Source organism: Shewanella sp. A32 (genome assembly GCF_029167175.1).
GTDB classification, from domain to species: Bacteria; Pseudomonadota; Gammaproteobacteria; order Enterobacterales; family Shewanellaceae; genus Shewanella; species Shewanella yunxiaonensis.
Window position 1 is genome coordinate 121,384 of the sequence record NZ_JARFTS010000006.1, and the last position, 22,335, is coordinate 143,718.

General features: G+C 50.0%; 19 protein-coding genes and 1 other RNA gene. 11 read left to right on the forward strand and 9 right to left on the reverse strand.

Features of this window, described 5'->3' with window-relative positions; translation table 11 throughout:
- Positions 1-42 precede the first annotated feature (42 nt).
- From sodC to zapA, 4 genes are all read right to left on the reverse strand, one after another.
- Positions 43-570, reverse strand: coding sequence for a superoxide dismutase [Cu-Zn] SodC (gene sodC / locus PY479_RS06965; RefSeq protein ID WP_275483311.1), 528 nt, complete (start codon positions 568-570; stop codon positions 43-45).
- 120 nt (positions 571-690) lie between these two features.
- Positions 691-1,350: a 5-formyltetrahydrofolate cyclo-ligase gene (locus tag PY479_RS06970; RefSeq protein ID WP_275483312.1), complete on the reverse strand. Its 660-nt coding sequence runs from the start codon at positions 1,348-1,350 to the stop codon at positions 691-693.
- Between the two features lie 16 nt (positions 1,351-1,366).
- Positions 1,367-1,549, reverse strand: a non-coding RNA gene (gene ssrS, locus PY479_RS06975) — 6S RNA.
- A 32-nt stretch (positions 1,550-1,581) separates the two neighbouring features.
- The gene (zapA, locus tag PY479_RS06980) at positions 1,582-1,890 is read right to left on the reverse strand and encodes a cell division protein ZapA (protein ID WP_212594225.1); all 309 of its coding nucleotides are present in this window, start codon (positions 1,888-1,890) and stop codon (positions 1,582-1,584) included.
- A 226-nt stretch (positions 1,891-2,116) separates the two neighbouring features.
- Here zapA and PY479_RS06985 point away from each other — a divergent pair, with 226 nt between their 5' ends.
- The 6 genes from PY479_RS06985 to gcvP all read left to right on the forward strand — a co-directional run bounded on the left by PY479_RS06985 (position 2,117) and on the right by gcvP (position 9,941).
- The gene (locus tag PY479_RS06985; protein ID WP_212594224.1) at positions 2,117-2,692 is read left to right on the forward strand and encodes a UPF0149 family protein; all 576 of its coding nucleotides are present in this window, start codon (positions 2,117-2,119) and stop codon (positions 2,690-2,692) included.
- Positions 2,693-2,726: 34 nt separating this feature from the next.
- The gene (ubiH, locus tag PY479_RS06990) at positions 2,727-3,971 is read left to right on the forward strand and encodes a 2-octaprenyl-6-methoxyphenyl hydroxylase (RefSeq protein ID WP_275483313.1); all 1,245 of its coding nucleotides are present in this window, start codon (positions 2,727-2,729) and stop codon (positions 3,969-3,971) included.
- Positions 3,971-5,194 carry an FAD-dependent monooxygenase gene (locus tag PY479_RS06995; RefSeq protein ID WP_275483356.1) on the forward strand — a complete coding sequence of 408 codons (1,224 nt, stop codon included), beginning with the start codon at positions 3,971-3,973 and terminating at the stop codon, positions 5,192-5,194. Before ubiH ends, PY479_RS06995 begins: the two co-directional genes overlap by 1 nt.
- A gap of 240 nt (positions 5,195-5,434) precedes the next feature.
- Complete coding sequence (gcvT, locus tag PY479_RS07000; RefSeq protein WP_275483314.1) at positions 5,435-6,529, forward strand: glycine cleavage system aminomethyltransferase GcvT; 1,095 nt, start codon at positions 5,435-5,437, stop codon at positions 6,527-6,529.
- Positions 6,530-6,552: 23 nt separating this feature from the next.
- Positions 6,553-6,942, forward strand: coding sequence for a glycine cleavage system protein GcvH (gene gcvH, locus PY479_RS07005; RefSeq protein ID WP_212594221.1), 390 nt, complete (start codon positions 6,553-6,555; stop codon positions 6,940-6,942).
- A 110-nt stretch (positions 6,943-7,052) separates the two neighbouring features.
- Positions 7,053-9,941, forward strand: a complete 2,889-nt coding sequence (gene gcvP / locus PY479_RS07010; protein WP_275483315.1) for an aminomethyl-transferring glycine dehydrogenase — start codon at positions 7,053-7,055, stop codon at positions 9,939-9,941.
- A gap of 173 nt (positions 9,942-10,114) precedes the next feature.
- Here gcvP and PY479_RS07015 read toward each other — a convergent pair whose 3' ends face one another.
- Positions 10,115-10,846 (reverse strand): DUF4197 domain-containing protein, encoded by a 732-nt coding sequence (locus PY479_RS07015; protein ID WP_212594219.1) that lies wholly within the window; start codon positions 10,844-10,846, stop codon positions 10,115-10,117.
- A gap of 598 nt (positions 10,847-11,444) precedes the next feature.
- Positions 11,445-12,389: a LysR family transcriptional regulator gene (locus PY479_RS07020; protein ID WP_275483316.1), complete on the reverse strand. Its 945-nt coding sequence runs from the start codon at positions 12,387-12,389 to the stop codon at positions 11,445-11,447.
- 85 nt (positions 12,390-12,474) lie between these two features.
- Here PY479_RS07020 and PY479_RS07025 point away from each other — a divergent pair, with 85 nt between their 5' ends.
- Together PY479_RS07025 and PY479_RS07030 are read left to right on the forward strand one after the other, a co-directional pair.
- Positions 12,475-13,398: a carbon-nitrogen hydrolase family protein gene (locus tag PY479_RS07025; protein WP_275483317.1), complete on the forward strand. Its 924-nt coding sequence runs from the start codon at positions 12,475-12,477 to the stop codon at positions 13,396-13,398.
- Positions 13,399-13,720: 322 nt separating this feature from the next.
- Positions 13,721-14,059: a zinc ribbon domain-containing protein YjdM gene (locus PY479_RS07030; RefSeq protein WP_212594216.1), complete on the forward strand. Its 339-nt coding sequence runs from the start codon at positions 13,721-13,723 to the stop codon at positions 14,057-14,059.
- 91 nt (positions 14,060-14,150) lie between these two features.
- Here PY479_RS07030 and PY479_RS07035 read toward each other — a convergent pair whose 3' ends face one another.
- Both PY479_RS07035 and PY479_RS07040 read right to left on the reverse strand, forming a co-directional pair.
- The gene (locus PY479_RS07035) at positions 14,151-15,965 is read right to left on the reverse strand and encodes a sensor domain-containing diguanylate cyclase (protein WP_275483318.1); all 1,815 of its coding nucleotides are present in this window, start codon (positions 15,963-15,965) and stop codon (positions 14,151-14,153) included.
- A 343-nt stretch (positions 15,966-16,308) separates the two neighbouring features.
- Positions 16,309-16,503 carry a hypothetical protein gene (locus PY479_RS07040; protein ID WP_212594214.1) on the reverse strand — a complete coding sequence of 65 codons (195 nt, stop codon included), beginning with the start codon at positions 16,501-16,503 and terminating at the stop codon, positions 16,309-16,311.
- A gap of 198 nt (positions 16,504-16,701) precedes the next feature.
- On the opposite strand from PY479_RS07040, the gene PY479_RS07045 reads away from it, so the two are divergent.
- Positions 16,702-17,391, forward strand: coding sequence for a VIT family protein (locus tag PY479_RS07045; RefSeq protein ID WP_275483319.1), 690 nt, complete (start codon positions 16,702-16,704; stop codon positions 17,389-17,391).
- Between the two features lie 45 nt (positions 17,392-17,436).
- Here the strand turns inward: PY479_RS07045 and PY479_RS07050 are convergent, their stop codons facing one another.
- Positions 17,437-18,393, reverse strand: a complete 957-nt coding sequence (locus tag PY479_RS07050; protein WP_275483320.1) for a diguanylate cyclase — start codon at positions 18,391-18,393, stop codon at positions 17,437-17,439.
- Between the two features lie 374 nt (positions 18,394-18,767).
- Between PY479_RS07050 and PY479_RS07055 the strand changes: the two genes are divergently transcribed.
- Complete coding sequence (locus PY479_RS07055) at positions 18,768-20,876, forward strand: TonB-dependent siderophore receptor (protein WP_275483321.1); 2,109 nt, start codon at positions 18,768-18,770, stop codon at positions 20,874-20,876.
- Between the two features lie 255 nt (positions 20,877-21,131).
- Positions 21,132-22,319, forward strand: a complete 1,188-nt coding sequence (locus tag PY479_RS07060; RefSeq protein WP_212594210.1) for a pyridoxal phosphate-dependent aminotransferase — start codon at positions 21,132-21,134, stop codon at positions 22,317-22,319.
- Positions 22,320-22,335: the final 16 nt, after the last annotated feature.

Here is a 22,335-nt window from a genome sequence, read left to right on the forward strand (position 1 = left end):
AAAAACGCTGCCAATGCAGCGTTTTTTTATGCGCAGTCGATGTTACTCGATTACGCCGCAGGCCATACGAGCCCCGCCGCCACCCAACGCTTTTGGCATGTCGGAGAAGTTGTCTCCACCCGCGTGGATCATCAACGCATGACCTTTAACGTCGGCGACTTTCAAGCGAGGCGCCAGCACTGGCACAATTGCATTGCCATCGTCGGTCACAAAGAGCGGTGGTAAATCGCCTTTGTGATTGCCGTCTGTCCATGGATAGCCATGTTTACCGGTTTTATCCGGATCAAAGTGACCGCCAGCCGCGCCACCCAGGACAGTTTTGCCATCTTTGGTTGCCGGGCCACAGCTGCCGTTAGCATGAATATGGAAACCATGTACCCCGGGGGTTAGTCCGTGCAGATTTGGTGTCAGTACCAGTCCATATGCAGAGTCGCTCAGGGTTACCGTACCTAAGGGGGTGTCACCTTTATCGGAGAGCAGGGACACGCTGACTTCAGCTTCTGCCGCCATCGTTGCAGCGGAACAGAGCAGTGATGCCAGACCGAAGGTAACAATTGCTTTTTTGATCATAAAAAAACCTCTCCATTGGTTAATGATGTAATCACAGTCAAATAATAGGCAAAAATGTGATCTGTGACACTTTTTCAGCTTATCCTTAAATACGCGGTTCAGCAATTAATCAAAAGTGGACTAGCGATTGTCGAGGGTTTGGGTAGGCGTGATGATGACCGGGAGCGTTTTGTCCCATGGGGCTAACGGCAGGCTTTCTGCTTGTTGACAGTCATGGGCGTACCCAACTGCCAGTGCTGTTACCTGCGGATTGGCCAAGGTGCGATCATAATAGCCACCGCCCATGCCCATGCGATTACCCTGAGCGTCAAACGCCACCAATGGTGTAAGGATTAGATCCAATTGTGCCGGCAGGACAATTCTGCGAGTTTCCAGCTTAGGCTCGGGAATACCAAAGCGATTAAACGTCATCGGTGAATCGGCGTGGTAATGCAGAAACAGCAGATTACCGGGGGTGAAGGGGTGTAATACTGGCAAACAGGTCTGGATATCGCGCTGCCATAAAGTTTCAAATAATGGGCGGGTATTAAGTTCACCATCGCAACTGAAATACAGCGATAGGGTGTTGATTTTTTGTCCGGTCGCCTGCAACTGCTCTAACAGCGCAACCAGTCGCGCTTGCGCAGCGGAAGCGGCTTGTTGCTGAAATGCCTCAGACAGTTCGCGGCGCTGTTTACGGATCTGGCGTCTGAGCAGCAGGCAAGCCTCATCACGCGCTGACCATAGGTCATTACGCTGCGCATGGTGGTTGGGAGACGTTGCCGCTTGCAAAAGGGTCATAGGCGCCAAATTTAGGATGCTCCCCGGCGATGCCGGTGTCGGTGTAAGCCCTTGAACCTAACAGTTCAAGGCGGGCTGCTGGTTACCTCCTAAGGCTTCTCGGTCAAGCCGAGCATGCGCAATGTCAGTAAGAAAGTAGCCCTATTTTCAAAAATATCGGCACAGGGACATTACCGACTATCGTACACCCCAGGGAGCAAATTCGGGTGGGCGTTTGCCCTTAATCCTAGTTTAGTCTTCTCTGTTGCTGCGCTCAACCAGCGCTTGCTCAAGAGTGTGTTGCAACAGCCGAATGCGTTCATCCATCTGTTGCATGTAATCCTGATTTTTTCGCTGCTCGACATAGAGTTCATGACCTATGTTGAGCGCCGCCATCAACACCATATCTTCTCGGCTGAGCGTCGGTGTCCGCGCTTTGATCTGTGCCAGTTGCTGCTCCAGTTTACGGGCAACTTCCTGCAACGCTTGCTCTTGTCCTTTCGGGCAGGCGATAGAGTATGTGCGTCCCAACAGGGCGATATCTACGGCACAGTTACTCATGTTACGCACGTTTCCTTTTAGACGGCTCTTGAGGCGGACTATATAAGCCTCGTCTGTAAAGTGCAAGTTGCCCTGGCTACAGTTTGCTGCCTTTGTGGCGCGATTGCTGATTCCCTGAACAGTCGTTACAAAACCGGTCAATGACCGCAGATTTCCCTACGCTACTTGGTGCTAAGTTGCAGTTCTGTTAGCATGGCAAGGTATTTATCTATTGGACAATTTGGTTATGGCTACTCCCCCTTCATTGCGAATTGACAGTCTGCAGGCGGCGCTGGACAGTGCGGAGATCGGACAACACCCGGTCGAGGTCCACGGTGCGCTGGTGGGTGTTATCTGTGGCGGCGCTGTGCAGTCAGAGGACTGGCATCAGCCCTTACTCGAGCTGATGAACGATGGGCAGCCGCTGCCTCAAGAGTTGACCGGGTTAATTCAGGAATTAGCGCAGGATACCGTTAATCGTCTGCAAGATGCTGAATTTGGGTTTACCCTGCTGTTGCCAGAAGAGGAAGAGGCCCTGGCGACGCGCCTGGAAGCCTTGTCTCTGTGGACTCAGAGTTTTCTTACTGGCATTGCCATCGCCCAGCCAGCACTGAATCAGGCATCCGAAGATGTGCGTGAGGTGATTAAAGATTTAGCCGAAATCACTCAGGTCGATCTTAATGTCAGCGAAGATGATGAATGTGAGCAGGCCTTCCAGGAGTTGCTGGAATTTGTACGCATGTCAGCCATCCTGTGTTATTCCGAATTTGTATTACATCAGCAATCAGACGCTGAATCTCAGGACAAAGGTATTCTGCATTAATACTGGCTGCTAGCGGCAGCCCAGTGAGGGATGAATGAATCCGCAATCCACTGAAGTTGATATTGCCATTGTCGGCGGCGCTATGGTGGGCGCCTCGTTGGCGTTGGCATTGAGCAATTTGAGCCGAACCCTGCAGCGGCCACTAAAACTCGCCTTGATTGAAGCCCATGAACCTGGGCAAGGTCAGTCCGGCTTTGATGCCCGCGCCATTGCCGTCGCGCATGGTTCCCGGCATGCTTTGCAGCAGATGGGCATCTGGCCGAAACTGGCCAATCTCGGTACTCCTATCCGTGATATCCATGTGTCCGATCGTGGGCATTTTGGTATGACCGAAATTAACAGCAGCAGTTTTAACCTTGATGCCTTGGGTGAAGTGGTTGAACTGGAACGCGTCGGACAGGTGCTGTTTGCCGCGCTGGCGAAAACCGATATTGCCGTTTTTTGTCCGTCACAGCTTGCCAGTATCGACAGCGAAGTGCAGGGGCATACGCTGACACTGAATAACGGTAACAAACTCTACTGTAAGTTGCTGGTAGCGGCCGATGGTGCCAACTCCAAGGTGCGGCAACTGCAGCAGCAACCACAGCAAATCAGTGCGTTTGGGCAAAGTGCCATCATCGCCAATGTTGCCAGCAATCGGCCACATCAGGGCATGGCCTGGGAACGCTTCACCGAACACGGCCCGATTGCCTTATTGCCGATGGCTGACAGCAATGGCAAACCGCGCTTGTCGCTGGTATGGGCAATGCCAGAAGCTGCCATTACCGAACGTTTGACCTTGACGGATAGCGACTTTCTCGAGGCGCTGCAGCAGGCATTTGGCAACCGCGCCGGACAATTTACTGCTGTCGGTAGCCGTTACAGTTACCCCTTGGCACTGAGTTATATGTCACGGCCAGCATTTCATCGCACCGTGTACCTGGGCAATGCGGCGCAGACGCTGCATCCAATAGCCGGTCAGGGTTTTAACCTTGGACTCCGAGATATCAGTGGTTTGCTGGCAGTGCTGAAACCAGTGCTGCAACAATACGCTGATGTTGGCAGTGTATCGGTTATTCATGATTATCTGGCCTGTCGTGAAACTGATCGGCGACAGACTATCAACAGTATCGAATTCCTGGTGCGTGGTTTCTCCAACCAATACTGGCCGCTGGTGGTCGGACGCAATCTGGGACTGCGGCTGCTGTCCTGGATACCGCCATTGAAGGTGCCGGTGGCACATCGGGCGATGGGGTGGCATGGCCGCGATACCTGTAACGCTTTAGCAAGGAGCCGATGATGTTTAAATCTCAAAGCTATGATGTTGCTATTGTCGGTGGTGGCATGGTGGGGCTGGCGACCGCGTGCGGTTTGGCCGAAGATGGATTATCTGTGTTAGTGATAGATGCCTCGGCAGCCACAGCGGTCAATGGCGAGCCTAAGTTGCGAGTCAGTGCCATTAATCAGGCCAGCCGGGTATTACTGGAGCATCTGGGCGCCTGGAGTAACTTGCCGACCGCGCGTCTGGCACCATACAGCCAGATGGAAGTGTGGGACAAAGATGGCATAGGGCAAATTCAGTTTGATGCGGAACAGCTCAGTGCTGACAGCCTAGGTGCTATTATCGAGAACGATGCCATCCATTATGCCCTGGCACAGCGCGCCGCTGAGCTAGACAGTCTGACACTGCTGGAAAATACCCGGCTGCAACGGCTGGCATTTGGCGATCGTGAAGCCTGGCTGACATTAGAAAATGGTGACAGTCTCTCGGCCACGCTAGTGGTTGCGGCAGATGGTGCCAACTCTTGGGTACGGCAGCAGTGCCAGATCCCTCAGACTTTCTGGGATTATGATCATCATGCCATCGTGGCCACCATCCGGACCCAATTACCTCATGGCCATTGTGCGCGGCAGGTATTCTCAGCCGCTGGCCCGCTGGCGTTTTTGCCACTCTATGATGAACATTTATGCTCTATTGTGTGGTCACTGCCGCCCGAGCAAGTCAGCGAATTGTTGGCGTTAACGCCAGCGCAGTTCGGTCAACGCTTGACCGTCGCCTTTGACGGTAAATTGGGTCTGTGTGAACTTGCCAGTGAGCGGCAGAGCTTTCCGCTGCGGATGCGTTATTCGCGACATTTTGCACGGCATCGACTCATACTGGCTGGCGATGCGGCGCACACCATTCACCCGTTGGCGGGGCAAGGGGTGAACCTGGGTTTCCTCGATGCTGCCGCTATTATCGATACCATTACTAAGCTGCATGACGCGGGGAAAGATATCGGTGCTTATGAAAATCTGCGACCGTTGGAGCGTTGGCGTAAAGCCGATGCCATGCAGATGATTGGCGCGATGGAAGGTCTGAAACAGCTGTTCAGTGGCAGTCATCCACTTAAGAAGGCGCTGCGCGATATTGGTCTTAACCTCGTGAATAGTGCTGCTCCTGTGAAAACTGTGTTCATGCAACAGGCCATGGGACAAAAATTCAACTTACCACCGCTTTGTCGAGTAGATAACGCCCGCTGAAATTTTTCAGTAACTCCTTAAAAAAGCCCGGAAATCGTGATTTTTCCGGGCTTTTTGTTTTTCAGCCACAAATTTACCGTGAATTAAATTCAGCATTTTGATTAAAAAAACTAATCCGAAACTTTCGGATTAGAAATTTCCCATGTATACATGTTTATTACGCGGGGTATACTTTTCCGGCACTTCAAACTGATGTCAGGTGTGATAAATACCTGAAGGCCCCGACAGAAAGGGATAACAATGGCTAATAAAACTGTACTCTTTAACAAGCATCTTGAAAGCAATGCCAAGATGGTTGATTTTCACGGTTGGGACATGCCTCTGCACTATGGTTCCCAGATTGAAGAACACCATGCTGTTCGTAAAGACGCTGGTATGTTCGATGTTTCCCACATGACTGTGGTAGACGTAACTGGCAATGGTGCCCGTGACCTTTTGCGTTATTTGCTGGCCAATGATGTGGCCAAACTGAAACAACCTGGTAAAGCCTTGTACAGCGGCATGCTGAACGAACAGGCCGGGGTGATTGATGACCTGATCACTTATTACCTGAGCGACACCTATTATCGAGTGGTGGTGAACTCCGCTACTCGTGAAAAAGACCTGGCATGGATTAATGCCCAGGCCAAAGCCTTCGCGGTTGCCATCACCGAGCAGCCACAGCTAGCGATGATTGCCGTGCAAGGGCCGAATGCCAAAGCCAAAGCGGCCACGGTTTTCAGTGATGTCCAAAAATCGGCGGTTGAAGGCATGAAACCTTTCTTTGGCGTTCAGGCGGAAAGCCTGTTTATCGCCACCACCGGTTATACCGGTGAAGCTGGTTATGAAATCATGGTACCGGAAAGTGAAGCCGAAGCATTGTGGCAGGCATTGAAGGATGCCGGAGTTGCACCTTGTGGTCTGGGTGCGCGCGATACTCTGCGTCTGGAAGCCGGGATGAATCTTTACGGTCAGGATATGGACGAAACCATTAATCCGCTGGCCGCCAATATGGGCTGGACCATCGCCTGGGAACCTACAGACCGTGACTTTATTGGTCGCGCTGCATTGACGGCTATAAAAGCACTGGGCAGCGATAAATTGGTGGGTCTGGTGATGGAAGAAAAGGGCGTACTGCGTCACGACATGCCGGTGTTCTTCATCGATGCTGAAGGCAACGAGCTGCAGGGCGTGATCACCAGTGGTTCCTTCTCGCCCACATTAGGCTATTCTATTGCAATGGCACGGGTTCCCGCTTCAATCGGGGAGTCGGCCGAGGTGGAAATGCGCAAGAAACGCGTAGCAGTCAAAGTGATTGCGCCCAGCTTTGTGCGCAACGGCAAACAAGCATTCTGAAACACGGGAAAGGAACAATAAGAATGAGCGATATTCCTAACGAATTACTGTACACATCCTCTCACGAGTGGGTACGCCAGGAAGCTGATGGCAGCTACACCATCGGTATCACTGAACACGCACAGGAACTGCTGGGCGATATGGTATTTGTAGAACTGCCAGACGTGGGTGACAGCCTGGACGCCGGAGATGATTGCGCCGTGGCTGAATCTGTAAAAGCCGCATCTGACATCTACGCGCCGCTGTCTGGTGAAGTGATTGCGGTTAACGAAGCGCTGGAAGACAGCCCTGAACTGGTTAACAGCGATGCTTACGGTGATGGCTGGTTCTTCCGCATTAAGCCTTCAGATGAGTCCGAACTGGACAACCTGTTGGACGCAGAAGCCTATCAGGCTGTCATCGACGAAGAATAATCGTTGCTGTCAACGAAGCCCTTTAACAGGGCTTCGTGCGTTTTAAAAAGAGACCGATACAGCGCCACCCTACGGCTGCATATCGGCGATTACAGAAACTAAGGTTAATCATGACCAAGCAAACCCTCACTCAGCTAGAGCAGCACGATCTCTTTATCCGCCGCCATATTGGCTCCGATGAGACCCAGCAACAGCAGATGCTGGATTATGTCGGTGCCGAGTCTCTGGACGATTTGACCGCGCAGATAGTTCCGGGGTCGATTCGTCTGAATCGGGAACTGGCACTTGATGACTCCTGTGGCGAAGCCACCGGGACTGAGTCCATCAAGCAGATTGCCGCCAAGAACAAAGTTTTCAAAAGTTATATCGGAATGGGCTATTACGGTACTGAGGTACCGGCAGTTATCCAGCGCAATGTGCTGGAGAATCCCGGCTGGTACACCGCTTACACGCCTTATCAGCCTGAAATTGCCCAGGGTCGTCTGGAAGCTATCCTTAACTTCCAGCAACTGTCGATGGATTTAACCGGCCTGGATCTGGCATCAGCCTCTCTGCTGGATGAAGCCACCGCCGCTGCCGAAGCCATGGCAATGGCTAAACGTGTGTCCAAAGCCAAAAAAGCCAATATCTTCTATGTGGCGGATGATGTATTTCCACAGACTATCGACGTGGTGAAAACCCGTGCCGAATGTTTTGGTTTTGAAGTGCTGGTCGGCCCGGCTGATGAAGCCGTCAACCACGAAATTTTTGGTGCACTGTTTCAGTACAGCAACAAACAGGGTGCTATTCGTGATTACACCGAGCTGTTTGCCAAACTGCACGAACAGAAAGCCGTCGTTACCGTCGCTGCCGACATTATGTCGCTGGTACTGCTGAAGTCTCCTGGCAGCATGGGCGCAGATATTGCCTTTGGTAACACCCAACGCTTTGGTGTACCGATGGGTTATGGTGGTCCACACGCCGCGTATTTTGTCACTAAAGACGAACACAAACGCTCTATGCCTGGCCGTATCATCGGCGTATCCAAAGATACTCGCGGCAATGTAGCATTGCGTATGGCGATGCAGACCCGTGAACAGCATATTCGCCGTGAAAAAGCCAATTCCAATATCTGTACTGCACAGATCCTGCTGGCGAACATGGCATCTTTTTACGCTGTGTACCATGGTCCGGATGGCTTGAAAACCATCGCTAACCGTATTCACCGTCTGACCGATATTCTGGCTGCCGGATTGAAAGCGAAAGGCGTATCACTGCTGAACAACACCTGGTTCGATACCCTGACTTTCCGCGTGGCTGACAAAGAGGCGGTTGTGGCTCGGGCGCTGGCGGCACAAAGCAACCTGCGTATCGACGCTGATGGTGCACTGGGTGTGAGCCTAGATGAAACGACCACTCGCGCCGATGTCGCTACGCTGTTTGATATCATCCTCGGTGCGGCTCATGGGCTGGATATCACCGCACTAGATGCCGCAATTGTGGCAGCTGGCAGCAACTCGATTCCTGCGGCACTGCTGCGTGATGATGCCATCCTCAGTCACCCGGTGTTTAATCGCTATCACAGCGAAACCGAGATGATGCGTTATATCAAGCACCTGGAAAACAAAGATCTGGCGTTGAACCATTCGATGATTTCCCTTGGTTCTTGCACCATGAAGCTGAACGCCGCAGTGGAAATGCAACCGATCAGTTGGCCGGAATTTGCTAACCTGCATCCATTCTGCCCGCAGGATCAGGCCGAGGGTTATCATGAACTGGTCCAGAATCTGAGTGACTGGCTGGTAGAAATCACCGGGTATGATGCGGTATGTATGCAGCCAAACTCGGGTGCCCAAGGCGAATACGCAGGTCTGCTGGCAATTCGCCGCTATCACCAATCTCGTGGCGATGCACACCGGAACGTGTGTCTGATCCCACAGTCGGCTCATGGTACCAACCCCGCATCCGCCCACATGGCGGGCATGCAGGTCGTGGTCGTGGAATGTGACAAATTGGGTAACGTGGATATGGATGATCTGCGCGCCAAAGCCAGTGATATGGCAGCGAATCTGTCCTGCATCATGATCACTTACCCATCGACTCACGGTGTGTATGAAGAAACTATTCGCGATATCTGCGATGTCATCCATCAGCACGGTGGTCAGGTGTACCTCGACGGTGCCAATATGAACGCACAGGTGGGGATTACCTCACCCGGATTTATTGGTGCTGACGTGTCACACCTCAACCTGCATAAGACATTTGCTATCCCGCATGGCGGTGGTGGTCCAGGTATGGGCCCTATCGGTGTCAAAGCACATCTGGCACCGTTCGTCGCTGGTCACAGCGTAGTGAAATTGGGTAAAGCCAGTGACAACAACGGGGCCGTTGCGGCCGCTCAATACGGTAGCGCTGGCATCCTGCCCATCAGCTGGATGTACATCAAACTGTTGGGTGCTAAAGGACTGCGGTTATCCACGCAGAATGCCATGCTGAACGCTAACTATCTGGCGAAGAAGCTGTCTGAGCATTATCCTGTGCTGTACCGTGGCCGTAATGATCGCGTGGCACACGAATGTATCATCGATCTGCGTCCTCTCAAGGAAGCTTCCGGTGTCACTGAAATGGATATTGCCAAACGTCTGAATGACTATGGTTTCCATGCGCCAACCATGAGCTTCCCGGTAGCTGGCACCCTGATGATCGAGCCGACTGAGTCCGAATCAAAAGTGGAACTGGATCGCTTTATCGATGCTATGGTGGCTATCCGTAGCGAAATCGCCAAAGTGGCAGCCGGTGACTGGCCAGCGGATAATAACCCGCTGCACAACGCTCCGCACACCCTGGCCGATATCATGGACCCAGCCTTTGATGAACGGCCTTACAGCCGTGAGCTGGCAGTGTTCCCATGTGACGCCGTGCGTGCCAACAAGTTCTGGCCTACCGTTAATCGTATTGATGACGTGTATGGCGACCGTAATCTGTTCTGCGCTTGTGTTCCTATGTCTGAGTACCTGTAATAGCCGGTGCTATCAGTAATTATCTGATGAAAAAGCGAGCCTAATGGCTCGCTTTTTTAATGTTGGCTGTCGCGTAACTTTAGTTCGGCGGCGTTCACACCTCGAATGCAGGCCATGTGCTATCGGTAAGTTCGCGATGGTGAAGTCATAGCGTGCTCAGGCTCTATGTGTGATCACAGCATAGGCTGTTGTAGATTTTGACGAATACTGAGTTCCTGCTGAGCAATCTTACGGAACATCCCTCCCATAGCCTGCTCAGCGACATACTGTGCAAGTTGTTCTTTGGCTATATTTTCAGGCTCTGCTTGCAGTTGCTGGGCAGTCTCCAGCGTCTGTTGTACATCGTTTGCGGTTGCGGTAATGCTATCGGCCTTGCTTTTAATGTCCAACAACTTTCCGTAAAGTTCTACTGCGCCATTTGCATTGAGTTCTGCTGTGATGGCTGGCAATAACGCTGTCTGCACCATGTCACCCGCATGTTGTTTCAAGTATTGACTTGCACCTTGATTACCAGCATGAAGAACCCCTTCTAAGGTGGGTTCATCCATATGGGTGATGAGATTTTTTAATATCGGGCCGGCCACAGGGATCGCATGCTCGGCCGCCTGATTCATCAGCGTTTGTAATAAATCCGCGTCAGGATTTTTCTGAAGTTCACTGGCCACACCCGCAATAATCCCTAGCGGGGGCGGTAGCAAAATGCGTACTAATGGATCATTGAGATAACCACCACTTTTCGCTAATTCGCTGACAACTACATCAATGCCATCCGTTAGCCGTTCTGCAAATTTTTCCGCCAGCATTTGCTGAAGTTTTTGCTGCACACGATTTTCTAAGTCATCTACCATCGAAGTACAGGCGCAGACAACTAGTGATAAAGACATCACCACAATTTTACCAAACATAGAAATCCCATAACCCAATAAACACTAAAAATACCGCAGTAAAATCTGCGGTTGCGTCGAAAGCGCTAGTTTTGACGAGCGTTGACGACTCAAGCGATTTCGCTAAAAACGTCTGTTTACAGGAGAGATTACTCAGGTGATTTCAAGACTCTTGTGCCAAGCGTTACTGATGAATAGAGGACGCTTTGTCGTTAATAATCGCAGGCGTCGATAAATAACACTTTGGCTTGGCACCAAGATTTTACCGAACCAGACTACACGATAATTACCGCGCATCATGATACATTCCCGCGAAAGAGGCTGTTAGATTTGAAATACGAAAGAAGATGATTAATTGCGCCGATAATTTACCGCTGAGTAACATTAACCTCAAGTGGAAACGATTCGCTTTGTAACAAATGTAAAACCATCGCTGAATTCAGGACTCTCGACCTTCAATGCAACCATAGAGGTGGTGCCGAGTGTTGTCGTAAAAGTGCCGGTCACAAAACCATGACGGCTGCCGGACTCGTTAACACTATCAGTTTCGTCCCCTAATTTTGTTCGTCTGAAATCTGTCTTATGCCGCCTGAGTTCTAGCAAGCTTTTGTCAAAGAATTCAATTCACATCAAAATGTTGCTGCAAATTCGACTCACTAAAGCATTCTTTGACCAAGGTGATGATTTCCAGAATTAGGCTGTCTTTGGCACGTATTTTATGCCAGCTGACTGAGACAGGATAATCATCAAACTTGAGCGGGCATGGCAGGTTAACCAATCCGCACACCTGACTGATCGCCTGCGCTGCGTGGCTGGGGATCGTCGCTAGTGTTCTGGGGCCTTGTAGTAAAAATGGTAAGGCAGAAAAATGCGTGGTTGCCATGGCCACATTGCGTTTTTGCCCATTTCTGGAAAGCAACTCATCGACAGAGCCTGTTAGACCATCGCCCGAAACAAGAACGTGGTCAGACGCTAAATAGGTTTCAAGGTCGAGCGTCTTCTCGGTTTCCGGGAACACGAAATCGCGACTGATAAGACATGAATAATTGCCATATTTCATCAGATCGCTTTGTATTGCGGAGGAACGTAAGTAAGTGGAGGTGATCGCGATATCGATTTCGCGCTCCACGAGGGCATTGACCACTTTCTGACTGTTGGTCTGCCGGAACACGACCTTTAGTCGTGGAAACTTGGATTTAATTTTTTCCGCCAGCGTCGAACCGATGAATAATTCAAAATCATCAGACAAACCTATCATAATTGATTGGTTCGCATACTTGAGTTGGCTATCGGATAAATGATTTAACGTTGAAACAAAGTTATCCAATGAATCCGCGATAATCGGTTTAATCGCATGTGCTTTGCTGGTAGGTTGCAGGCCCTGGCTATTACGGATAAACAATTGATCATCGTAGATTATTCTCAATCTCTTTAGTGCAGCACTGACCGCAGATTGAGTGACGGTGAGCCTCACCGCTGCGCGGCTGGCACTGCCTTCTTCGTATAGCGCCACAAAGACTTTAAGCAGATTTAAGTCGAAGTGGCCATTATCATTTTTATTCATACTCGATAGAAACCAATCGCTATTCCCTCTCCAGCGTGTATCGCTGAGTCTATGCAGACATCAACTATCTGTCGAGAATCGTTCTATGACTAAACATATTGTTTCAGCACTGCAGATTGGCGCAAAGGAGTCGGGGAAGCAAGAGACTTTGCAGTCGATCCTATCTTACGAAAACGAAATTATCCAATCTAAATCAGAACTTGTGGTAATGCCGGAAGCATTGCTTGGGGGATATCCTAAGGGCGAAACCTTTGGGACATATTTAGGTTATCGTCTTGATGCCGGGCGTGAAGCTTATGAGCGTTATTACGCCAATGCGGTCAATGTTCCTGGAGAGGAAACCGATGAACTCGTCGCGCTTTCGCAACGCACACAATGTTCTATTGTTATCGGTGTGATTGAGCGAGCAGGGTCAACCTTATACTGCACTTCTCTCCATATTACTCCCAGCCATGGATTAGTGGGCAAACATCGTAAACTCATGCCAACAGGCACCGAGCGTTTGATTTGGGGGCAAGGCGATGGTTCGATGTTATCAACGGTGGATACCGGGTTTGCTAAGATTGGTAGTGCTATTTGCTGGGAAAACCATATGCCATTATTGCGTATGGCAATGTACGCTCAGGGAATTGATATTTGGTGTGCACCAACGGTAGACGAGCGTGAAATTTGGCAATGCAGTATGCGTCATATCGCCCACGAAGGGCGTTGTTTTGTGATTAGTGCCGTTCAGGTTCAAGGTTCACCAGAGCAAACCGGCCGCTCTGCTGAGGGCTGGGATCCCAGTCGTCCCTTTATAAAAGGCGGAAGCATGATTGTTGACCCACTTGGCAACATCTTGGCGGGACCAATGTATGGGGAAGAAGGGCTATTGTCGGTGGAGATTGATATGTCGCAAATCACTAAGTCTCGCTACGATTTTGATGTAGTGGGGCACTATGCGCGGCCTGATGTGTTCTCGTTACAAGTGGATGTCACTGCAAAAAAGAGCGTAACCCTAAAATCATGAGCCACGGCTGAACACTGTCTGAAAAAGGTCGCTAATGGTATTTAATCAATAAATTAGCGACCATTTTATAATGAATTCGGGCAATACATTGCGCTCATTTATAATGCAGTGGTCACATCAACTTGTTAAACATTGCCTCAATAAGCCGAATTATGTGCGCTAAATCGTGTTTATTATGTGCTTTTGCTAAATCTGCACCATTAATTGTAAAATGCTAACTTAACTTTATGATGCCAAAAAATAAAATACTGCAATGGTAGCCATTTTAGCAGTGGTTGGTGTCTATTTTTTGTTAGCTACCAGTGACATAGAGAACTGATTAATGAGTGATTTACCAAATTGTCCAAGTTGTAATTCCAGCTATACCTATGAAGATGGCAGCACTTTGGTGTGTCCCGAGTGTGGTCATGAATGGATAGCGGGAGAAGTGGTTGAACAGGACGACGGGCTGGTGGTCAAGGATGCCAATGGTGCGCAGTTAAGCGATGGTGATACTGTCACTGTGATTAAAGATTTAAAAGTGAAAGGCAGCTCACTGGTGGTCAAAGTGGGCACTAAAGTGAAAAATATCCGGCTGGTTGAAGGCGATCATAATATTGATTGCAAGATCGATGGTATCGGCGCAATGCAGCTCAAATCCGAGTTTGTGAAAAAGGCCTGATAACTCTGGATATCGGCTGGCTTAACCGGTCGATATCCATTCATTGCCAACGTGCCGCGTGTACTCGTGCCTCAAGGCAACGTGCCACGAGCTAGACAATGGTGGTACTTGCCGGTTGGACCTGATTTCTCCCGTTGGCTTTAGCGACATACAACTGTTTATCTGCTCGCCGTACCAGTTCTTCGACTTTCTGACTCTCTTGCGGATAGGTACTGGCGTAACCCAGACTCAATGAGATCACCCAGGGGGCCAGATCTGCTCGCGGAATCGCGGCAGCAAACAGGCTTTGGCGCAAATTCTCGGCGATTTTCGCTGCCTGTGCAGCATCAGTATTTGGCAAAATCAAAGCAAATTCTTCACCGCCATATCTGGCAAGTAAGTCACTGCTATGTCGTACATGAGCCTGCAGATGTTGCGCTACGGCTTGCAGCGCTTTATCGCCAGCCTGATGCCCGTAATAATCGTTAAATGATTTAAAATGATCGATATCGCACACAATCACACTCAACGGGCTGTTTTCAGCAATCGCTTGTTGCCATTCACTGACAAGGCATCGATCGAAAACGCGGCGATTGGCAATACCGGTTAAAGCATCTTGCTCAGATAAGGTGGTCAGCCGTTGGTTGGCTTTTTGCAATTCAAGGGTGCGTTTCGATACTTGTTGTTCAAGTGTATGGATTGAATCCAGTTGCGCTTTTGCCAGCGTAGCCAGACTGGTTGCAAGGTGGCTGACTTCCACATACTGGTGGTGTTTACTGGGATTTTCCGTCAGTTTCTGCAGTTCGTTGTTACTGGCGATCTGCGCGATATTTTCAATCGGGCGGGCAATCTTTCGGGCAAGCTGAGCGCCGATAAAGATCAGTAACAGCAATAACAGCAACGTGATAAACAGTGTCACTTTGACTTGTTGCATGATGGGGGCTGCGATTTGATCGACGGGTAGCAATACCACCAATTGCCAGCTTTGTTGCTCACCGAGCTTTATCTGCTTAACTTCTAATAAGTAGTGCTTCCCGTCGGCAATCACGTGTGAATCTACCAGATTATCTTGTTGTGAAATCGACAGATTACGCAGTAATGGGATTGGATGCTGTTTCAACAAGAAGCGGTTGCCATCGGCAGCTTTTACCGGAATGCGCTGAATATTCGAAGACGCGATCAGCTTGCCGCTCTGCTGCTCCAGTAAAAACGCCAGACCACCGTAGCCAATGTTGAGCTTTTCCATAAACTGGTTAAGCCGGTTTAAGGCAATATCTGCCGCCACCACGGCAATGACATTCCCCTGTGCATCAAGCACCGCTTTTGACAGACTGATGCCATACACCTCACTTTGTACATAGCGATAGATTTCGCCCCAACAAGGCAGTTGCGGATTAGCCAAAGCGCACTGCATAAAGGGACGCTGCCGTGGATCATAGCTGACTTTAACCTGCTCAATGGCTTGGCCCAGATGATCGCTGCTGTCAGGCATATAGCCGATAAGGTGATGCTCTGGATTGAAGATATTACTGGCGATTTCGATATGTTCAGGACTGTTGGGGGGCCGAGCGGCTGCAATGTAGCGTCCGTCGGGAAACGCCATACTGACAAAACTTAGCTGTTCACTCTGGCGTAGCTGACTCAGTAACCAGGGGGTGTTCTGTTGGGGCTGCGCGATAGAAAGATTGCCGTTGAGTACCTGCGTGGCATTGGCGTCAGTGATTTCTGGCATCACCTTAGTCAAATTGCTCACATATTGGTCTATACGCTGTGACAACTCACGGGCAAAATTCTGCCCCATGGAACGCGCCAGTGTTTGGCTATTCTGATAAGAGATAACGGAAAATGCCGCCGCACCAATAAAAAATAAAAAAGAGAACGGCAGTATTATGACTAAGCGCAGAGGGTAGGTGCGCGTAAACAACATAAGTCATCACCATTTATAATAATTGTTGGAAGATTAAGTGTTTCCGTACACCCTGATGGTAGCATCTCAGTGCTTTAGCCAAGGAAGCATAAACACTCTGTCCAATTGTTGCAATTGATGGAAAGTTGCTTATCAATTTTGTTGCGTTTAGTTGAATGTCACTCAGATTTGAATGTCGCGATTTCGCGAGTCGAAGCTTTGTGAGGTAGACCGGCCATTAACGGGACATTCCAAATATGCTGAACGGACGTCCCGCCAAGTTTATCGGCGCAATAGCTTTACGGGTTCGAACGGCGAGGCTCGAACAGTTGACATTTCGGCGCTAAAAACGGCTCAAATCAGATTACTTGTTAGCCAACTCATCCATCAGTCTACGATTTTCATCGACAAGTTTTTTGTGCTGAGTCAGCAGCTCTATGTAGTCTGAATTACTGGGCTCTGCCAGATGTTCCTCTTCCAGCGCATGAATGCGGTGGGCAATGCTTTTAATCTGGGCGCTATTTGAGTCAATTTTATGCTGTATTTCCGCGGCTATCATCACATCCTCCTCGTCTCCTCACTGGCTGCCATATTAAGCATAGTCAAGTCTGGTCTTGGAAGCGTAATGATTGCCAAATCGGCGATGATCCATAGCGATATGCTGTTGGCTATAGACTTTTTTTTATAGTTGAGTGCTACAGTTAAGTGGCATTTGGCTAAATCGCCAAGATAGGCAAACAACGCATGAGGTATAGGTGTGACTCACCATGAACAACATCGCTCCCATCGTATCGGCTGGCTACGTGCATCTGTATTGGGAGCAAACGATGGCATTGTCTCAACCAGCAGTCTGATCATCGGTGTCGCGGCCGCTCATACGACACAGAGCGATATCATTCTTGCCGGATTAGCCGGCTTAGTCGCCGGTGCTATGTCAATGGCTGCGGGGGAATATGTCTCCGTCAGTTCGCAAGCGGATACCGAAAATGCGGACCTAGAGCTTGAACGGCAATCATTAGCGGATGACATTGACTCTGAAAAAGAAGAACTGGCGAAAATATATGAGCACCGGGGCGTGACGCCGGAACTGGCCTATCAGGTCGCCGAGCAGATGATGGCGCATGATGCGCTAGCAGCTCATGCTCGCGATGAAATCGGCATTACCGAAGACGGTAAAGCACAACCGCTTCAGGCGGCACTTTCCTCGGCAGCGACTTTTACCGTGGGGGCACTATTGCCGCTGTTAGTGGCCTGGTTTGTAGCACCGTCACAGCTAATCAATCTGGTGGCTATCTCGTCGCTGTTTTTTTTGGCTGTGCTTGGCGGTATTGCCGCGGTTACCGGTGGCGCTCCAATATTCAGAGCTTGTGTCAGGGTGACATTTTGGGGAGCTATCGCCATGTTGATCACCGCCGCCGTGGGGCATTTGTTTGGTGTGTCGGTGTAGTTAAAGGGGATAACAATTGAGTGGGACGTGAATTCACGTTCACTATTAATTGGCGTGGACGAAGGTGACTCCATGCTTACCGTTTTTCTTAATCTGATACATCGCCTGGTCGGCAAGCGTATACAGGGCATTAAAACCAACATAAGGCGTGGTGAATTCGCATACTCCCACACTAAAACCGATGTGTGCCACGCCGTTTTCGAGTGTGACCGGTTGTTGCCCTCGTATCAGTAAGGCGTCGACAAACTGTTCGATGGCCGCGCGGGAGACATTAACAGACAACAGCACGAACTCATCGCCGCCCATGCGTGCGACCAGGGTATTTGGCGGTGCCATGCTCGCTAACCAATGGGCGACTTTGATCAGCAACGCATCACCGGCACGATGACCAAACTGATCGTTGACCGCCTTGAAGTCATCCAGATCGATAAAAATCACTGCGGCTGCCTGTTGTGGCTGCGTCAGATTCAGTTGGTTGAATTCCTGTTCCAGTTTGGCACGGTTGAGCACTCCGGTGAGCGGGTCACTGCTGGCAAGTTTTGCCAGTTCCAGTTCATAGCGCTTTTCTTGGGTGATATCGATGTGAGTCCCCATCATCCGCAGTGGCTGACCTTGTGCGTCAAATTCAACAACACGGCCGCGGTCTGACACCCAACTGTGACTGCCATTTTTATGCAGCATGCGGTGCACAACCTGATAGGAACTGGTTTTCCCTGCTAGATGGTCATCCAGGGCGGCGACTACTTGCGGGTAGTCATCCGGATGCAATTTGCTTTTCCAGATATCAACGGTGGCTTCCAGCTCCTGAGGGCTGAAGCCTAACATCTGCCCCCATTCCATGTTGAATATGGTGAGTTTGCCGGTCGGCACATGTTGCTCCCACAAACACAAACCCGTGCCATCCAGCGCGGCATTAAGCCTTTCTTCAAGACGTTTATTTTCCTGTTTTAGCCGGCGGTTTTCCTGTGTCAGCTGCTCAAGCTTTTGTCGATAGTCATTCATAAATGAGAGGTTTGTGGCTACAGGTGGATTGAACGCCTAAGACTATACCTTAGCAACGCCAGCGAAGACAGTGAGCTGTATAGCTGCCTTGTGCTGTTCATAGCCCGTCACGAAAGTATTTGACGTCATATCGTTGTGCAAAATTAACGCGATTGACGCTTATCTACGTGATTTATGTTAGATAAATGTATCTTTATTATTTACAAATGATAATTGTTATCGTTATTATTCGCCGCAATCACATGCTCAAACGTCAACAGAAGGCATTGTTGGCATTGAGATGCTCATCATCAACGCATTTAAGCGTCATCTAAAAAGTCTTCTCAGGATTGGAATGACTTTGCTGAGGATGGACGCAAATGGAGAGTCTTTGGATGTCTAATAAGGGCATTTTTCATGTTGCAGCGCTGCCATTGGCAATTATGTTAGGGTTGACCCAGCAGGCCATAGCGGATGATGCGTCAGCCGATATTGAACACCTGGAAGTTACCAGCCTGCGCCAACCTTTTCGTGGCGATGTACCACTGAAATCTCAACCCCAAAGCATTGAAACCTTATCTTTTGAGCAGCTAAGTGATGCCGGCGTTACGAGCTTTATGGAGGCTCTCGATCTATCCGCTTCTGTGAGTCGGCAGAACAATTTTGGTGGCGTCTGGGACAGTTTTGCCGTCCGTGGTTTTATTGGTGATGAAAACGTGCCATCAGGTTACCTGGTCAACGGCTATAACGCTGGTCGAGGTTTCGGTGGCACCCGTGATACTTCCAATATCGAAAGTATTGAAATTATGAAAGGTCCGGGTTCTGCCTTATATGGGCGTTCAGAGCCTGGTGGTACGATTAATATCATTACCAAAAAGCCGAAATTTGAGCAGGAAGGGTATCTGCAAGCTTCTGCCGGACGTTGGGATAATTATCGTCTGGAAGGTGATTACACCAATGCAATTACAGATACGCTAGCGTTCAGAATCAACGGTGCTTATGAAGATAAAGGGAGTTTTCGGGACCCGGTCGATTCAGAAAAACGGGTGTTAACCCCGTCAGTGTTGTGGTTGATCAATGATGACACCCGTCTTAATTATGAGCTGGAGTATGTCGACCAAAAAGTGCCGTTTGATCGCGGTATTGTTGCGGTTGATGGCGATCCGGACGTGTTGCCGGTGACGCGATTTTTAGGTGAAGCAAGCGATGGTGCGATGCAGATTGATGTTTTAGCACATCAACTGTCACTTGAGCATGATATGGGTAAATGGCAGGTGTTGGGAGGGCTGAGTTATCGGGATACCGGGTTTAAAGGCTATGCCAGTGATCCGGAACTGGTCAGTAGCCGGCAGTTGCTGTACACCGATGGGGAAACGCTGAGTCGACAACATAACTACCGGGATTTTTCATCGACCGATGTGTCAGGCCGTCTGGAACTAAGTGGCAGCGTCGATACTGCCAGTTTTACGCATCATTTGTTGATGGGTATCGATGGTTACCATTTTCATTTCGATAAGTATTGGGAGCGTTTTCGCCCAACTGCCGGAGATGCCACCTACAGCATCAACATCTACGACCCAGTTTATGGTCAAATCGCCCCGGCAGGTACAGTGCTGTACGATCAGACCGAAACTCAGGACAGTTACGGCCTTTACCTACAAGATCAACTGGATCTAACCGCTCAATGGAAAGTGCTTGTCGGTGGTCGCTATGACAGTTTTGAACAGACTATTGTTAAGCATAATACCCAGACTGAAACCGAACAGAGTCAGAATATGTTCAGTCCCCGCGCCGGTTTGGTCTATGAGTGGCAACCCTGGCTAAGCTTTTATGGTAGTTATTCTGAAGGTTTTCGTCCTAATACCGGAACCGATTACCGCGGTGTAGCGTTTAAACCGGAAGAGAGTAAATCCTATGAAATGGGGACTAAATTCGACACTGCCTTCATCACCGGTTCTGTTGCCTTGTTCCGTGCAGAAAAAAGTAATGTGCTAACCGCAGATCCGGTTAACTCAGGATTTTCTGCAACCCTGGGCGAGGCTGAAAGCCAGGGGATTGAGATTGAGTTGGCAGGTAATCTGACGGAACACACCCGCGTGTGGCTGTCTTACGCTTACACCGATGCCAAAACGGCCAATGATGTGATTAACGCTGACTGGGGTGTCACCATTCCCAAAGGCAGTCGCCTGATCAACATTCCGAAACACAGTGGCAATCTGACCTTAAAACATGATACCGAGCTGTTTGGTAAAGACACCGCGGTTGGGGCTTCAGTGCAATACGTCGGTTCGCGGCTGGGAGAAACGATTGATCCGAGTTATGTGCTACCAGCTTATACTCTGGTTAATCTGTTTGGCACTTATGCCGTGTCTGAAGCGTTATCACTGCAGTTCAACGTGACCAACTTGTTTGATGAGGCTTATTACCCCAGCTCTTACTCTGCAATCTGGACCATGCCCGGGGAACCTCGGAGTTACAAGGTTAGCGTGCGCTATAGTTTCTAAGCTTTTTATCCCCGGTGCCAGTGAATGCTGGCACCTTCTTTAGCCTCTCTCGCTATTACGCTTTTTGCTTGGTTGCAGTAATGCCAACAAGCATTCACGATTTTTATAGATCTCACAACCGGTTGGTCACCGCGCTGCTTCGCAGCGATTAAAGGCTGGTATTGTGGCAGTTAACCGTTCAATATCGCCTCATTAGTGTTGCTGCTGACGGTGGAAATACTGTCAGAGGTATTAGGGTGTTACCGAGGTAGAGTCATGAAAATCGCAGGCCGGGCCAGTCTGATTGCGCCATTTTATGCAATGGAAGTCGCCAAAGAGGCGAGCCGCATTGCGTCCACTCAGGGCCCGCATGATCCGCCGATGATCCATCTGACGCTGGGAGAACCCGATTTCACCGCTCCGCCTTTAGTGCAGCAAGCGGCCAGCCGTGCGATTGAACAGGCACAAACGCAATATACCCCAGCATTGGGCATTAGCCCGCTACGTGAGGCGGTCAGTCACTGGTATCAACAACGCTTTGGGCTAAATGTGCCAGCCTCTCGCATTGTGATCACAGCAGGGGCTTCTGCTGCATTGCAGCTGGCCTGCACAGCCTTGGTGGATGAGGGCGACGAAATCCTGATGCCAGATCCTTGTTACCCGTGTAACCGTCATTTCGTGATGGCTGCTGGTGGCACTCCGGTGATGATCCCGACGACTGCGGCGGAACGGTTTCAATTGAGTCTGGCAAAAGTTCGTGATTACTGGCGTGCGCAGACGCAGGGAATTTTGGTCGCGTCGCCGTCCAATCCGACTGGGACGTCGGTGGCGTTGGACGAATTACGACAGATCCATCAGTACGTCAAAGCGCAGCATGGTGTAACCATCGTCGACGAGCTGTATCTTGGCCTCAGTTATAACGATGAGTTTGGGATGTCGGCGCTATCTCTGGATGACAGCATCATCAGTATCAATAGTTTTTCCAAATACTTTTCCATGACTGGCTGGCGGCTGGGATGGATGGTGGTGCCGGAAGTGCTGGTACCGATTATTGAACGGCTTGCGCAGAATTTGTTTATCTGCCCCAATGCCATTGCCCAGTATGCGGCGTTGCAATGCTTTGCGCCTGCGAGTCTCGAGGAATATGAACAGCGGCGCGCAGAATATAGACGCCGTCGCGACTGGTTTGTCCCGGAGCTCAACGCTTTGGGACTCACGGTTCCCGTGATGCCGGATGGTGCGTTTTACGCTTGGGCAGATTGTTCTGCCTGGATGCAGGCGTGGGGGCTAGATTCCAGTTGGGATTTCACCTTTGAACTGATGAAGCGGTGTCAGGTTGCGGTATCTCCGGGCAAAGATTTTGGGAGTGCCGATACCGCCAAGTTTGTACGTTTTTCTACCGCTAATTCCATGGAAAATCTACAAGAGGCGATTCGCCGGCTTAAGCAGATTAAGCCGGTATAGAAAGGTAGAAAACCGA